15 protein-coding genes are annotated in these 14624 nt (G+C 73.1%); 4 read left to right on the plus strand and 11 right to left on the minus strand.

What is annotated here, in order from left to right:
• Window positions 1-243 precede the first annotated feature (243 nt).
• Window positions 244-1230 (plus strand): bile acid:sodium symporter family protein, encoded by a 987-nt coding sequence (locus ACWGKU_RS30365; protein ID WP_452180124.1) that lies wholly within the window; start codon window positions 244-246, stop codon window positions 1228-1230.
• Here ACWGKU_RS30365 and ACWGKU_RS30370 read toward each other — a convergent pair.
• From ACWGKU_RS30370 to ACWGKU_RS30415, 10 genes are all read right to left on the minus strand, one after another.
• A complete protein-coding gene (locus tag ACWGKU_RS30370) occupies window positions 1196-1663 on the minus strand; it encodes a hypothetical protein (RefSeq protein WP_452180125.1) in 468 nt (155 codons plus the stop codon). The genes ACWGKU_RS30365 and ACWGKU_RS30370 overlap by 35 nt on opposite strands.
• A 67-nt stretch (window positions 1664-1730) precedes the next feature.
• Window positions 1731-2354, minus strand: a complete 624-nt coding sequence (locus ACWGKU_RS30375; RefSeq protein ID WP_452180126.1) for a GGDEF domain-containing protein — start codon at window positions 2352-2354, stop codon at window positions 1731-1733.
• Window positions 2355-2412: 58 nt separating this feature from the next.
• The gene (gene papA, locus ACWGKU_RS30380) at window positions 2413-2760 is read right to left on the minus strand and encodes a freyrasin family ranthipeptide (protein ID WP_401044679.1); all 348 of its coding nucleotides are present in this window, start codon (window positions 2758-2760) and stop codon (window positions 2413-2415) included.
• Between the two features lies 1 nt (window position 2761).
• On the minus strand, window positions 2762-4024 hold the full coding sequence (gene papB / locus ACWGKU_RS30385) for a PapB family radical SAM/SPASM ranthipeptide maturase (RefSeq protein ID WP_401044676.1): 1263 nt from the start codon (window positions 4022-4024) through the stop codon (window positions 2762-2764).
• A gap of 496 nt (window positions 4025-4520) precedes the next feature.
• The gene (locus ACWGKU_RS30390) at window positions 4521-5198 is read right to left on the minus strand and encodes a DUF402 domain-containing protein (RefSeq protein ID WP_452180127.1); all 678 of its coding nucleotides are present in this window, start codon (window positions 5196-5198) and stop codon (window positions 4521-4523) included.
• Window positions 5195-6037, minus strand: a complete 843-nt coding sequence (locus tag ACWGKU_RS30395; protein WP_401056135.1) for a hypothetical protein — start codon at window positions 6035-6037, stop codon at window positions 5195-5197. Before ACWGKU_RS30395 ends, ACWGKU_RS30390 begins: the two co-directional genes overlap by 4 nt.
• Before the next feature lie 63 nt (window positions 6038-6100).
• Complete coding sequence (locus ACWGKU_RS30400) at window positions 6101-7864, minus strand: GMC family oxidoreductase (protein ID WP_452180128.1); 1764 nt, start codon at window positions 7862-7864, stop codon at window positions 6101-6103.
• Window positions 7861-8265 carry a hypothetical protein gene (locus ACWGKU_RS30405; RefSeq protein WP_380540982.1) on the minus strand — a complete coding sequence of 135 codons (405 nt, stop codon included), beginning with the start codon at window positions 8263-8265 and terminating at the stop codon, window positions 7861-7863. Before ACWGKU_RS30405 ends, ACWGKU_RS30400 begins: the two co-directional genes overlap by 4 nt.
• A 227-nt stretch (window positions 8266-8492) precedes the next feature.
• The gene (locus ACWGKU_RS30410) at window positions 8493-9590 is read right to left on the minus strand and encodes a TIGR03617 family F420-dependent LLM class oxidoreductase (protein ID WP_452180129.1); all 1098 of its coding nucleotides are present in this window, start codon (window positions 9588-9590) and stop codon (window positions 8493-8495) included.
• A gap of 51 nt (window positions 9591-9641) precedes the next feature.
• Entirely contained in the window at window positions 9642-10271 is a 630-nt protein-coding gene (locus ACWGKU_RS30415) for a TetR/AcrR family transcriptional regulator (RefSeq protein ID WP_401043159.1), read from the minus strand.
• Between the two features lie 112 nt (window positions 10272-10383).
• Here ACWGKU_RS30415 and ACWGKU_RS30420 point away from each other — a divergent pair, with 112 nt between their 5' ends.
• Entirely contained in the window at window positions 10384-11919 is a 1536-nt protein-coding gene (locus ACWGKU_RS30420) for a carboxylesterase/lipase family protein (protein ID WP_452180130.1), read from the plus strand.
• Between the two features lie 99 nt (window positions 11920-12018).
• Here ACWGKU_RS30420 and ACWGKU_RS30425 read toward each other — a convergent pair whose 3' ends face one another.
• Window positions 12019-12699: a type 1 glutamine amidotransferase domain-containing protein gene (locus ACWGKU_RS30425; RefSeq protein WP_401043163.1), complete on the minus strand. Its 681-nt coding sequence runs from the start codon at window positions 12697-12699 to the stop codon at window positions 12019-12021.
• Window positions 12700-12888: 189 nt separating this feature from the next.
• Here ACWGKU_RS30425 and ACWGKU_RS30430 point away from each other — a divergent pair, with 189 nt between their 5' ends.
• On the plus strand, window positions 12889-13800 hold the full coding sequence (locus ACWGKU_RS30430; protein WP_452180131.1) for a LysR family transcriptional regulator: 912 nt from the start codon (window positions 12889-12891) through the stop codon (window positions 13798-13800).
• Window positions 13801-13892: 92 nt separating this feature from the next.
• Complete coding sequence (locus tag ACWGKU_RS30435; RefSeq protein WP_452180132.1) at window positions 13893-14327, plus strand: hypothetical protein; 435 nt, start codon at window positions 13893-13895, stop codon at window positions 14325-14327.
• Window positions 14328-14624: the final 297 nt, after the last annotated feature.

A 14624-nucleotide genomic window follows, 5' to 3' on the forward strand; every position in this document is an offset into this window, starting at 1 on the left:
GGGGCGCCCCCGCGGGGCTGCCCGCCCCGTGCCCCCGCGGGGGCGGCGCCCGCGGACCCCCCCCCGGGGCCCGGCCCCCCCACGGCCAGGGGGCACGCGGCGCAGGGGCACCCGACATCGGGGCACGCACCGGGGCGCGCGGCACGGGGGCGCCGGGACCAGGCGCCCGAGGAACGGACCCAGCCGCAACGCGCCCACGGGCCCCGCTCCCGCAGGCTGCTGCCGCGCTGGCTGGACCCCTACATGGCGGCGCTGGCCGGCACCGTCGGACTGGCCGCGCTGTTCCCGGCCTCCGGCACCTCGGCGCGATTCGCCGCGGTGGCCTGCGACCTCGCGGTGGCGCTGCTGTTCTTCCTCTACGGTGCCAGGCTCTCCACCCGTGAGACGCTGGCCGGGCTGCGGCACCTGCGGCTGCACGGGCTGGTACTGGCCGCCACCTTCCTCCTCTTCCCCCTGCTCGGCGTGGCCACCGCACTGCTCACGCCCGTCCCACTGACCGGGCAGTTGCACACCGGGGTGCTGTTCCTCTGTCTGGTGCCCTCCACGGTGCAGTCCTCGGTGGCGCTCACCGGCGCCGCCGGGGGCAACGTGCCGGCGGCGATCTGCGCGGGCACCTACTCCAGCCTGGCAGGGCTGGTGCTCACACCCCTACTGGCGGCCTGGCTGCTGGGATCGCACACCGCGCTGTCCGCCGACGGACTGCTGCGGATCGGGCTGCAGCTGCTCGCACCGTTCCTGCTCGGGCAGCTGCTGCGGCCGTGGCTCGGCGGTCCGCTGTCCCGGCACAAACGGGTGCTCACCCCGGTGGATCGCGGCTCGATCCTGATGGTCGTCTACACGGCGTTCAGCGCGGCGGTGTCCCAGGGCATCTTGGGCCTGGCCACCCCCCTCGCGCTGCTCGGGCTGCTCGCGGTGCTGCTCGCCCTGCTCGCCGCCGCCCTCGCGGCCACCGGGCTCGGCGCGCGGCTGCTGGGGCTCGACCGGTCGGCCACCATCGCGGCGGTGCTCTGCGGTTCGCAGAAGAGCCTGGCCAACGGCCTGCCGATGGCCACCGTCCTGTTCGGCGCGCAAGCCGGCCTGCTGGTGCTGCCGTTGATGCTCTACCACCAGCTCCAGCTGATCGTCGGCACCGTACTCGCCAGACGCTGGTCACGGGCTCCCACCGCCGCCGCGCCCGGCCCGGTCCCGGCCGCGCTCACCGGTCCGGACGCTCCGCCAGCACCCGGCTGATCCCCCGGCGCAGCCTGGCCGAGGCCCCCGGGAGGCGGCCGAGCCGGTGCAGCCGTTCGGCCGGCAGCTCCGGCCTGCCGGCCAGCTCCAGGACGGCCGCGTACGGCCGGTCGCCCTCCCGCAGGCGGTCGCCCACGAGATCGACCAGCCCCTCCAAGGCCTCGCCCATGAGGGCGGGGTGGGCCGCGAGCAGCTCAAGGAGACGGTTGTCGTTCCACACCAGCTGCCGGCGCCCGGCCAGTGCGGCCAGCAGGTCGGTGGGGGCGGCCGGGTTGCGGGCGATCGCGTGCCAGACGAACGGGTACTCTCCGATCGCCAGTTGGCGCAGGACCTCGGGGTTCGAGGTCCGTTCGGCGAGCCGCCGGTAGTCGCCGCCGTCGTGCAGGTGCTTGAGGGCCTCCACGTCGTCCGTCGTGTCCGCCGACACCGTCACGTCCGCCCCCTCGCTGTCGTTCGCGCAGGGGCGCGACCCTAGCAGGTCGGCGCCGGGTGACCAGCCTTCATTCCGCTTCGACGGGGGTGCTGAGGGCGGTGGCCGGGAGGGGCATGCATGTCGCGAATGCCGGCCGCCAGACCTTCGGCAGAGGCGAGGTGGCGAGACTGCAAGGCCTGCTCGATGCCGAGCTGGTGTGGGGACGATGGTAGAGCCCGCCGGGCGCCCGCTCCTTGGCGGCGTACATGGCCGTTCCGGCGGTATAGATCAAGCCTTCCATCGCTGATTCGGACGGCACGCGATCGACGTGGACGGTACCGATGCTGACCGAGATCACGACGCGGTCGCCACCGGCCGGTTCGAATGGCTCGGCCAGGGCCTTGATCAACCGTCGCGCCAAGGCCTCGGCCTCAGCGCAGTCCCGATGCGTGGCGATGACGAATTCGTCTGCGCTGAGCCTGAACGCGACGTCTTCCCGGCGGAGGGCGCAGTTCAGGCTGGCGCCGACGGCGGCGATCACCTGGTCGCCGACCGCGCGGCCGTGGCGGCGATTGACCTCACCGAAGCGATCGAGGTCGGCGAACAGCATGCTCAACGGGCGATCGGGGTCGATCAAGTGGCCCAGGGAGAAGGCCGCATGCAGCCCCGCGCGGCTCGGTACAGCGGTGATGAGGTCACGCTCGTGGCTCATGCTGTGCCCTCCATAACCGATCCGCGCGCGAACTCCCACGAGTTCGGTGGACCGATGCTCAATGGACATCGACCGAGATGCACCAGTCCATCATGTCGCATGTGACGCAGAGGTCTCCGGTGTCACAGAAGACACAGACGTCCTGGGTGTAGCACCCGCTTCTGAGAATGGGATCATTCGCGGATCTGGCCTTGATCGCCTCCAGCCGATCGATCAGGTTTGGCGACAGCCCGATGCGGATCCCGTACCTCTGCTGGAGGTCCTTCAAGACCTGGTCGAGATCGGGCACTCCGAGCTCGTTCCGGACCTCCGTTGTGCCGCGCCTTTCAACTTCGTCACTGAAGTTGGCCTTCTTGAGGAGTCTCCGCCTCTCCGGAGCCGAACCTTCCTGGTTCTTCCCTGACATGTCACGCTTCCTTTCTCTCGGATTCTGCACCATCTGGGAACTCGGCACCTGCACCGGCGTGGCGAGGGGGTGGGCCACTCTGCGTGGGTACCTCCGCGAGGTACTCGTGGACCTGCTGCAGGACCGACAACTTGATCTGCTCGATCGCTCCCGGTACCGATGGCGGCTGCGTAGGGTCGCCCGTCACGTATTCGTTGACCGCCATGCAGGAGCCGCCACATGCACCCTGGATCGCACAGCCACCACAAGCCCCCTTGCTCTGTTTCGAGCTGACGAACGAATGACACCCCTTCTTCGAGGAAGCGAGGTTCGCCATCACGTAGTGAAGACGCTTCACCTCGTCGATCCCGGTGAAGACGGAACCGAGTCGCACATGGGGGGACTTGTCGAAGTAGCCAGGATAGCGGTGGCAGGGGTAGAGGTCGCCGAAGCAGTTCACGAAGACGAATGTGGTGGCAGCACCGCAGCCGTACTGTGAAGGCGCCTTGCACACCTCCAGCGGTTCCTGCGTTTCCCGGCCTTTCAGCCCCTTGATCGCCAGTGCGTTGCCCTTGAGCTGCTCACGGATGTACAGCGCACCCACTCGCTGCCACTGCTCGGCGAAGGTGGCGAGATGCTCCTGTGTCCACTTCTGCTCGACGACCTGGCTGGTGGCGATGTTCGTGATCCCGAGCTCGACGAGGTCTTCCAGGCTTTCGGCCAGGAACTCGACGGTGAGCGGCGAGATCGTCAGACGCACCTTGAAGTGAGGTGCGGCCTTCAGCCAGTCGAGGTGAGCGACGATCTGGTCGAACGAGCCGCGGCCGTCCTGGTACTGCCTGAACTTGTCGTGGGCCTTCTGGTTTCCGTCCAGGCTCAGCATGGTGCTGATGCCGAACTCGGTGGTGAGATCCAGAAGACGCTGGCCGAACCTGGTCCCGTTCGTCGTCATCGAGAAGCTGACATTCTTGCCGCGGGATTCGGCGCGGGTCCGCGCATTCGAGCAGATGTAGCGGATCAGGTCAGGCCGAAGGGTGGGTTCGCCACCGAAGAGATTCACGTGCCAGTCCGTACTGGATTCGCCGCTCTCATGGTCCAGGAGATCCAGCGAGCGGTCGATGATCTCGGGTGTCAGCGCGACGGGATCTTTCTTGTAGAAATAACAGTACGAGCAGGCCAGGTTGCACGCGTCGGTGATTTGCAGGGAAAGCCCGGTGAGACTCGGTCGACTGAATCCCAAAGGAACATCGATGCCACTCCACACTCGGGACGCAGTCTCGGTCATTCGAATTTCCTCACTTGGGCGCCGCGACAATCTCTCAAGGAGCACTGCCCCTTTATGCTGACGAGCTTGGACGTACACGCTGTACGACAGCACCGAGCTTAGGTGGCGAAAAGGTTTCCGCAACCCGGTTAGGCCGTTCTGATCAACCGCCGTGTCGACGTATTTCAGTCGAGGGTGGCACTTCCACGCAATCGCCTCAACCGGGCGCGGGTAGGTCCGCCCACGGCCACCCATCGCGGCCCACGAACGGGATCGGCCCGCGCCAACGGCTCGATCCGGCTCCGGGAGGTTCCACGGTCGACCAGGGCGGCGGACCGTGCCGGCCTCCTCCCGCTTGGAGGGCCGGGTCCTGCCGGTCGCGGTGTACGGGCGCACCGGCCTGACGCTGCGGCAGCTCGCGCGCCTCTGTTCGGGGTGCCTGGTCGGCAGCCGGCGGATCACCGAGCACATCGGCCCCGCGGACAGGACAGCCCGAGCAGGTGGCCGGCCGCCGTCCTCAGTCCGCTTCGACGGGGGTGCTGAGGGCGGTGGCCGGGAGGGTGGGCAGCGGGCCTACGGGTGGCAGCTCCCAGACCGCCGGGTCGGGGGCGAACGGGCCGGTGCGGTCCAGGAGCTGGACGAGGGCGAGGTCCCGTGCCCGGTCCATCCACCGATGGGTGACCTCGTCGATGACACCGAGGCGCCGGGCGTGGGCGTACTCGTCCTCGTCCTTCCAGCTGTACGTCGAGAGATCGGGGGTGATCACCAGGTCCAGGAAGAGGTCGAGGGTGTCGAGGCCGATGGCCGTCCGCCGGTACGGGCGCTCGAAGTTGACGTACCAGTACAGTGGCCGACCGTCGGGCGTCAGGAAGCGGTGGACACTGAACGGCGCTCCGGCGGTGAAGCGGCTGAGCACCACGGTGTCGCGCCAGGTCCAGTCATCGAGTTCCCACCGGCCGGCGGCGAGGTCCTCGATACAGTCCAGCCGCGCGGCGTCGTCCCCCGCGCGGGCGGCGGCGGTCCAGCCGGCCGGGGCCAGGGTCTCCGTCCCCGGGCGGGCGGTGAGGGTCAGGGTCGCGCCGTCGTCCGTGAGCACGGTGTACGGCATGGCCGACCAGACCCTGCCGTGGGCGACGTCCCGTCGCACGGCGGTGCCGCCCGGGGCGAAGAGCGGGGCGAGGGCCGGGGCCGTCATCGGATGTAGTAGGCCCGGTTGTGGGCGGCGACCGGCGGGGACTGGTAGGTCCAGACCCCGGCCGCCGGGGCGTCGGCGATCAGGTGGGCGAGGTCGCGGGCCGACTCCTCCGCAGGGTTGCCGAGGTCGAGCCGGACGCGGTCGGCGGTGCGGTCGTCCAGGGCGTAGTAGCGGTAGGGCTGGTAGACGTTGAGCGGCCCGGCCAGCAGCTTGCCCTCGTCGTCGGTGCCGTAGCCGGTGATCGGCGTGTTGTTGACGGACTCGGGGGTGAGGCCGACCAGGTTCACGTCCAGGGCGAGGAGTTCCTCGTCGTGGCGGATCAGTCCGTCCTGCCCGAGGCCGGCCCGACGGCAGGAGACCGTCCAGCGTTCGCGCACGTCGGGCGCGTTGAGGGAGGGCAGGGTGGTCTCGAACCAGCCCGGGTGCTTGGGCTCGGCGTACAGCCGGCGCCCGGCGTCGATGGCGAGCGGGTTGTCGCAGAGGACGTGCAGCCGGGCGATGCCGAGCAGCTTGGTCTGGTCGTACCCCCGGGCGTACTGGCCGTAGTTGACCACCGGCATCCGCTCCTCGGCGAAGAGCGGGTGGGCGATCAGGTTGATCTCCAGCTCCTGGGTGATGCCGCCGCCGTTCGGATACTGGGCGAAGTAGAGCTGGTAGTTGAGCGAGACGCAGGCCCCGCCGTCGAAGGCGGCGACGTTCAGCCCGGGGTGGCGCTTGGCGAGCAGTTCGCGCGCCCGCGCGCGGTCGATCAGGTAGTCGACGCCGATGTTGTGCAGCGCACCGTAGTGGAAGGGCAGGTGGTACGGCTCCGGTACGGGCGGCAGCGGCAGGCCGGTCATGAGGGCTCCGAGGACGGGGAGAGATGGGAGAGACGGGGGAAACCGCGGGGGCGGTACGAGGGTTCAGGGGGCGGCCGGTGGTGCCACGGCCGCCGGGCGGTGCAGCTCCAGCAGGTCGTGGTGCATCCGCTCGGCGCTGCGCAGCGCGAGGGCGGCCATGGTGAGCGAGGGGTTGGAGGTGCCCAGGGAGGGCATCGAGCCGCAGCCGACGGCGTACAGGTTGGGGTGCTCCCAGCAGCGCTGCCAGTGGTCGACCACCGAGGTCGCGGGCGAGTCGCCCATGATGTGGGTGCCTCCGGCGTGGCCGGCGCCGCGGTAGCCGTGGACGCTTCCCCGGTGTTCGAGCCGTCCCGGCCATCCGGCCGCCGGGTAGGCGGTGTGGTCCTCGGCGCCGAGCAGGGTGAACAGCTGGTCGGAGACGGCCCGGGCGGAGGCCATCCCCTCGCGGACGTACTCCGAGAGGTCGTAGCGGATGGCCGGGCCCGGCAGACCGAGCGGGTCGCACCGGTCCGGGTCGAGGGTGACCCGGTTGGCGGGGTCCGCGGGCTGCTCCAGCTCGAACTGGAGCGAGAACTGACGGCCCAGCCGGTCACCGAGGCGGTCGCGGAGCTCCTTGCCGCGCAGGCCCGCCGCGAGCAGCGCCGCCGCCTCGGCCTCCGGCGCGCCGCCCGCCCAGGACCAGCCCCAGTTGCCGATCTCGATCCGGAACGGCGCCCGGCGCTCCCGCCCGGGGCCGAAGCGGAACGCCTCCAGGCCGCTGGTGGAGCCGGGTCCGCGGTAGGGGCCGACCGGGCGGGGCATCAGCCCCCAGGTAAGCAGGGCCGGGTGGTCCATCAGGTTCCGGCCGACCTGGTCGCTGCGGTTGGCCAGGCCGGACAGGAGCAGCAGCCGGGCGTTCTCGATCGCGTGCGCGGCGAGGACGACCAGGTCCGCCTCCACCCGGTGGGCCGTCCCGCCCGCAAGGTACTCGACTCCCCCGGCCCGCCCGGTCTCCGGGTCGGCCAGCACCCGGCTGACGACGGCCTCCGTACGCAGTTCGACCCCGGCCGCCCAGCGGGCCTGGGTGCGCAGCGGGGTGTACTTGGCGCCGGTCGGGCAGGCGGGGACGCAGCTGGCGCTGCCCGCGCAGAGCGGCCCGTCGGCGGATCCGGGCCTGGTCGGCACGCCGTTGCGGGCGTGCGGGGTGGCGGTGACGGCGAGCCGGGCGGGGCCGGGAACGGCGGGGTCGCGGACGGTCCGTCCGTCGAGGGCGCGGGCCAGTTGCCGGTCGAGGAAGCTCGCCGGAACGGCGCGCATCGGGAAGTCGTAGCCGTCCGGGATGGGCAGTCCGACGGCGCGGCGTTGCTCCTCGGCGTCGGCGGCGACGCCGAGTTCCCGTTCGGCCTCGCGGTAGTGGGGTTCCAGGTCGTGGTAGCCGATCGGCCAGTTGCGGCCGTGGCCGAGGTCTCCGGTGCGGAAGTCCTCGGGGTGCATGCGCGGGGTGAGCCCGGTCCAGAGCAGTCCGGTGCCGCCGTTGGCGCGCAGGTAGCCGCTGGCGTAGGGCAGCGGCCCGTCCTGGCGGAGGTGGCCGGTGGCGGTGAAGCCGCCGTCCGGGTGTCCGGCGAGGTCGGTGACGTCGGGTGACGGGGCCTCGGGGCTGTGCGGGTAGGGGGAGGTGGGCGGTCCGCCGCCGGCCGCGCGGTGGGCGGTGGCGGTCTCGGCGCCGGTGGGCGTGGCCCGTCCGGCTTCCAGGACGAGGACCCGCCAGCCCTGCGCACCGAGGCGGTGGGCGACGAGGGTCCCGGCGAAGCCCGCGCCGACCACGACGGCGTCCCAGCGGGCGCTCATCGGCGCTCACCGCCGTTGTCCGGCGCCACTGCGCTTCGGGGTGCCTCGGCCCAGCTGCCGTGGCCGGGGGCTGCGGAGCCGGGCGGGACGGCGTGGAAGGTCCGCCAGACCAGTCCCTGGTCGTGGGCCCGGGCGGAGGAGGGTGCCTCGCCGGGCCAGGCGCCGACGTACCAGAGGTGGACCAGGGCGTGCTCGTCGCGCACCTGGTGGGCCAGCGTGGTGCGGTGGTGCTCGTCCGCCATGCCGGTGGAGCGCAGTTCGGGGACGTCGAATCCGGTCAGCTCGGCGCAGACGCGCAGGAACTCGTCCAGGTCGGCCAGGGCGTCGACGTACTGGTTCGCGACGGGGTCCCAGCACTCCGCCAGGTCGTAGTCGGCCGGGCGGTCGTCGGACACGGGCACGCGGGCACCCCCATGGTCGGCAACGGGTGGCCGAGGCATGACAGGCCGGACGGCGCAACGGTCCGTACGGCGCGACAGGCCCCACAACGCGGCAGCCCGGGTCGACCCGTCCACCGGACGACCCGGCCTGCCACCGCGATCATGCCGCGCCTCCTCACCATCGGAAACGCGTTGCACGAATCTGCCCGGACTTCGTCACCCCTTGTCCGGTCGGCCGCGCATCACGATCATCCGGCGTCCGCTTCCGGTCGGCCCAGCGCCCGCACGGCCGCCAGGACGTCCAGGCCAAGCTCCGGGTCGGCGTCCTCGGGCAGGCTGACGGACAGCCGGGTGACCAGACCCGCGTACCGGCGGTGGATCTCCCGCGCGACCTCCTCCACCGGACCGCAGACCGCGAAGGCGTCGAACACCTCGTCGTCGATCAGCGCGGCCATCTCCGCCCAGCGGCCGCGCACCGAGTGGGTGTGCAGCTCCTCCTGGAGCTCCTCCCAGCCGTGCTGCGCCAGTACCGGACGGTAGGCCGGCGTGGAGGCGTAGAACGCGAGCCGCTCGCGGGTGGCGGCCCGGTTGGCCGCCAGCTCCTCCTCGGTGCGGCCGGTGGCGGTGAGCACGCTGCCGACGATCTCGAACGGCCGCTCCGTCCATGCGGCGCCCTCCGCCTCGGCCCGGGCCCGCTCCTCGGTCAGGCCCGGCAGCACCTGCTCGGCCAGGTAGGCGGTGGAGGAGAACGGGTGGCTCAGGAAGCCGTCGGCCACCGCCCCGGCGGTCCGGGTCATCAGCGGCCCGACGCCCGCCAGCAGGATGCGCGGCACGCCGGACGGGACCGGGTCCGGGGAGAACACCGGCGTCATCACCGTGTGGGTGTAGAACTCGCCCCGGAAGCGCAGCCGTTCGCCGGTCTGCCAGCTGTGCCAGATCGCCCGCACCGCGTGCACGTACTCGCGCATCCGGGCGGCCGGACGGTCCCAGGGCATTCCGAAGCGCTTCTCGATGTGCGGCTTGACCTGCGAACCCAGCCCGATGACGGCGCGTCCGCCGGAGGCCGCGTGCAGTCCCCAGGCCTGGTAGGCGAGGGTCATCGGGGTCCGGGCGAAGGCCACCGCGATGCCGGTGGCCAGCTCGATCGACTCGGTCCGGTCGGCCGCGCGGGCCAGCTGGAGGAACGGGTCGTACGCGGTCTCGGCCACCACGAGCCGGTCCATGCCCCGGCGTTCGGCCCGCTCGGCGGCGTCCAGGATGCCCGCCGGGTGCCCGGAGGCGGTGGCGTCGAGCCCGAGGGCGGCGGGTCGGGGGGCGGCGGGCCGGAGGGTGGCGGGTCGGTCCATGGGCTGGGCTCCTGGTCGCGGGCGGCTGTGGTACCCGGGTAGCCTGCCACGTCACCTGCCGTCGACGTCCCCGCCCACGTCTCCCGGCACCGCGAACAGCCGGTCCAGGTGCCGGTCCACGGCCGCGAGCACGGCGTCGGGCCCGACCACGTCCAGCTCCAGCAGCGTGGCGAACCCGGTGAGCGCGAGCAGCAGGTCCGTCTCCACCACCGGGTCGCGGTCGGGCGCCAGCTGCCCGTCGGCGATCGCCTGCCGGACCACCTGCTCGACCATCGCCCGCCCCTGGAGCAGGCCGCCGCGCGCCCGAGCGTGGACCTCCTCGTCGTGCAGCGCCTCCAGCACGTGGGCGGCGCTCATCCGGCTGGTCGCCCGCGCGTCGGCGTGCAGGGGCAGCAGCTCGACCAGCATCACCCGCAGCACGTCGCGCGGATGCGGCCGCCCGCCGAGCGCTCCCATCGCCAGGCCGACCCGCTGCGCGCTCTGCTCGCCGGCGAAGTCCATCGCGAAGGAGAGCATCTGCGCCCGGGAGCCGAAGTAGTGCTGGAGCTGCCCGAGCGAGATTCCGGCCTCCTGCGCGACCTCGCGCATCGTCAGGTGGGTGGCGCCGCGCCGTTCCACGACCCGCCACAGCGCGCGGGCGATCGTCTCCCGGCGTTCCCGGTGGTCGACCTGCTTCGGCATCGGCGGCGGCTCCTCGTCCTCGCTCCGCGCACTGCGGATTCTTTTTCATACACTTGACATAATACAGCTGACCTATAACGTGGGAAGAGCCTTCCGAGGGAGGAGCGCCCACATGCCGGAACAGCCCGTCATCCGCACCACCGAGGGACTCGTCCGCGGCCGCTGGGCAGCGCGGCGCGGCCAGGAACAGCAACAGGAGCACGCGCGGCCGGGGGCCCGCGAGCTCGCGGTCTTCCGCGGCATCCGCTACGCCCGACCGCCCGTCGGGGCCCTCCGCTTCGCCGCCCCCGTCGAGCCCGAATCCTGGGACGGCGTCCGCGAGGCCACCGCCTTCGGGCCCGTCGTCCCGCAGTCCGGGCCGATGCCCGCCAGCACGTCCGGAGCGTCCGAGGACACCGACTGGCTGACGCTCGACGTCTGCACGCCCGATCCGGGCGCGGCCGGACTGCCGGTGCTGGTCTGGATCCACGGCGGCGGGTTCATCTCCGGGACCGCCGGCGACCCGCTGTACGACCCGACCGCCCTGGCCACCGCCGGACTGGTCGTGGTGAGCATCAACTACCGGGTCGGCGCCGAGGGCTTCGCACTGCTGGCGGGCGCCCCCGCCAACCGGGCCTTCCTGGACCAGATCGCCGCCCTGCACTGGGTGAGGCGCAACATCGCCCGCTTCGGCGGGGACCCGGCCCGGGTGACCGTCGCCGGGCAGTCCGCGGGCGCCGGCTCGGTCGCCGCCCTGCTCTCGACGAACCGGGCCCGCGGCCTCTTCCGGCGGGCCGTCGCCCACTCGGTGCCGGGCAACCACTGCACTCCCGCGCTGGCCGCCGAGGTCACCGCCGAACTTGCGAAGCTGCTCGGCACGGCCCCCACCGCCGCCGCCCTGGCCGAGGTGCACCCCTGGCGCCTGGCCTCGGCGGTCACCGACCTGGGCGCCGCGCTGCCGGCCCGCCTCGCGCGCTGGGGCCGGCTGGCGCACAGCGGCATCGCCACCGTCCCGGTGGTCGACGGCGAGGTCCTGCCGGGCTCGCCCTGGTCGGCGCTCACCGCCGGCGTGGACCTGCTGGTCGGTCACACCCAGGACGAGTTCCGGCTGTTCAGCGTGCTCAGCGGCCGGCACGGCGGCTTCACCGAGGAAGAGGTCCGGCTGATGCTGGAGCTGTTCGCCCCGCCGCCGGGCGGCCCGGACGCCTACCGGGCCGCCTTCCCGGGGGCGACGCCCTCCGAACTCCTGGAAACCGTCGGCTCCGACGCCCTGTTCCGGGTGCCGTCCGTCCGACTCGCCGAGGCCAACGCGGCCGCCGGCGGCACCTCGTACCTCTTCGAGCTCGCTCTGCCCGCGCCCGCTCTCGACGGCGCCTTCGGCGCCTGCCACGGCCTGGACGTGCCGCTCGCCTTCGGCAGCCTGGACAGCCCGCCGGCACGGCAGTCCCTCGGCGACCCGCCCCCGCCGGAGGCGGTCCGGGTCTCGGCGGAACTGCGACGGGCCTGGGTCCGGTTCGCGACCACCGGCGACCCGGGGTGGCCCGCCTTCGAACCGGACGGGCAGCTCACCCGGGTCCTGGACGCCCGCTCGCGGACCGTCCGCTACCCGGAACAGGCCACGCACCGGATCTGGGCGGGCCATCCCCTCACCGCCTACGACCTCCGCTGACGGACGCCCGGCACGACGGAGGCCCGGCACGACGGGAGCCCGCCCGGCGACGTCGGGCGCCGCGCCGCAGCACCGCCGCGCCGGGCCCCGCCCCAGCCGCTACTTCGCCGACTCCGCCAGCAGCTTCAGCAGCCCGGCGGCCACCAGGGCCGAGGAGGCCGGGTTCTGGCCGGTCACCAGGTTGCGGTCGACCACCGCGTGCGGCGCCCAGGGCTCGCCCTCCTCGAAGTCCACGCCCAGCGCGACCAGCCGGTCCTGGAGCAACCACGGCGCCCGGTCGGCCAGGCCGGCCTGGACCTCCTCGGCGTTGGTGAAACCGGTCACCCGGTACCCGGCGAACGGCGAGCCGCCGCCCTCGGTCCGTGCCGCGAGCAGCGCGGCCGGGCCGTGGCAGACCACGCCCAGCGGGCGTCCCGAGGCGAGCGCCCGGGTGAGCAGCCGACCGGAGTCGGCGTCGACGGCCAGGTCCTCCATCGGGCCGTGGCCGCCGGGGTAGAACACGACGTCGTAGTCGGCCGGGTCGACCTCGGCCAGCACCAGCGGCTGCCGGAACTCGGCGATCTTCGCCAGTTCCTCGGCCAGCTCGGGGTCGGTCAGGCTGGCCCGGTCCGCGACCGGGACGACGCCGCCCGGGGTGGCGACCGCGACCCGGTGGCCCGCCCCGGTGAAGGCGCGGTACGGGACGACCGCCTCCTCCGCCCAGAAGCCGGTCGGATGCTCGGTGCCGTCGTTCAGCGTCCAGACCTTCGAGCCGGTCACGACGAACAGGATGTCGGCCATGGGGTGTGCCTCCAGGGGTGCCGCGGTCCTCGCCGCGACGGTCCGCCGCGGCGCTCACGCCGTCGACGCTAGACGCGCCCTGCCTGCGGGAACCAATGGGCCACGCGATACCGGGCATCGGGATTCCGATACCTCACCCGGACCGTCGAGCCCGCCGGCCGGCCATCGGAATCCCGTAGGCTCGCCGGCATGAGCGATCGGCCGACCACCGGCTCCGGCCCGCTGGACCTCAACCAGCTGCGGACCTTCCTCGCCGTGCACCGGGCGGGCTCCTTCACCGCGGCCGCGCATCTGCTGGGCCTGTCCCAGTCCACGGTGACCGCGCAGATCCGGGCGCTGGAGCAACGGCTCGGCCGGGAACTGTTCGAGCGCCGGGCGCGCGGGGTCAGCCCGCTGCCGTACGCCGACGACCTCGCCACCCGGCTGGCCGGGCCGCTGGACCGCCTCGCGGGCCTCGCCGACGGGCGCGCTGGCGGCGTGCCGGAACCGGTCCACCTCGCCGGGCCCGCCGAGTTCCTCGGCACCGTCCTGCTGGCGGAGCTGGCCCCGCTCGTCGCGGAGGGCGTCCAGCTGCGGGTCACCAATGGGCTGACCGACCCCCTGCTGGCGGAACTGCGGGCCGGGCAGCACGACCTGGTGATCGCCACCCGGCGGCCGCCCGGCCGGACGCTGCTCGCCGAACCGCTCGCCGACGAGGAGTTCGTCCTGGTCGCGACCCCGCTCTGGGCCGAACGGCTGGCCGGCCGGGAGCTGCCCGGCGCGCTGGCCGAGGTCCCGCTGCTCAGCTACGCCGAGGACCTGCCGATCGCGCGCCGCTACTGGCGGCACGTCTTCGACCGACGGCTGCACGCCCGGGCCGCGGTCACCGTGCCGGACCTGCGGGCGGTGGTCGCGGCGGTGACCGCGGGCGCGGGCTGGAGCGTACTGCCCGGCTACCTGTGCCGGGCCGAACTCGCCACCGGGGCCCTGCGGTTGCTCCACGAGCCGGCCGATCCGCCGATCAACACCGCGTACCTGGTCCGCCGCCCGGCCGGCTCGGCCAACCCGCACGTGGCCCTGGTCCGCGAGCGCCTGCTGGCCGCGGCCCGCACCTGGGCCTGACCCGGCGGCCCGCCTCGGGCCGCCGGGCCACGCCGTTCCAGCAGCCAGCAGCTTGGCAGCCGACAGTCCGGCGGCAATTCCAACCCGTCCATGTGGCCGTCGTCGTGGACGTCCGGGCGAAGCCACCCGTCGCCGGCGACGACGTCGTGCAGGTCCCGGGCCGCCGCGTTGCGCTCCTCGCGCACCGCGCGTTCGATGTGCCGGGCCCGGCGCTCGGCACGCCGGCGCAGCACCAGCCGGGCCCGCTTCTCCCGGCCGTTGGACCGGGCCGCCTCAAGGCCGTCTCCCTGTCGCTGACCGCCGCCGCCTGCTGGCTGCCGGCCCTGCGGGTCGGCGAATGGGGCCACGTCGTGGGCGTCCTGTGCGCCCTCGGTGCCGGTCTGGCGGTGGCCACGGCCGCCGGGTCCGTCCGCCGCTGGACCGCGCTGCCGACCGTCCGGGGCCGCCAGCCGTGGCTGCCTTCGTCGGACGGCCGCCCGCGTCTGCGGGGTGTGGCGGGGGTCTCAGTAGCGGCCGGTCGGTGGTGACCCGGTGTGACGGCGACCGGTCCGTCAGCGATGCCGCCGAACCCGGGGCGGTGAGGGCGCTCACACACGGATGCGATGAACGACGACGGCTAGCAGTGTCCGTTATGCCCGTCTTCTGCCACAGGGCGGAACGTGTTCGCGCAGGCGGGGAGGGGTCGAGGCGCCCGGGGCGGCGGTTCCTTGGAATCGGAGCCGGGCGCGCGGCTACGACGGCGGATCGTAGCGAGGGGGTCTTGGCGGGGGCCGATCCGGTCTGGCAACTTGGCATTCGTCGCCAGCCACACCGGCTCCTGTCCC

The organism is Kitasatospora sp. NPDC054768 (assembly GCF_053612025.1).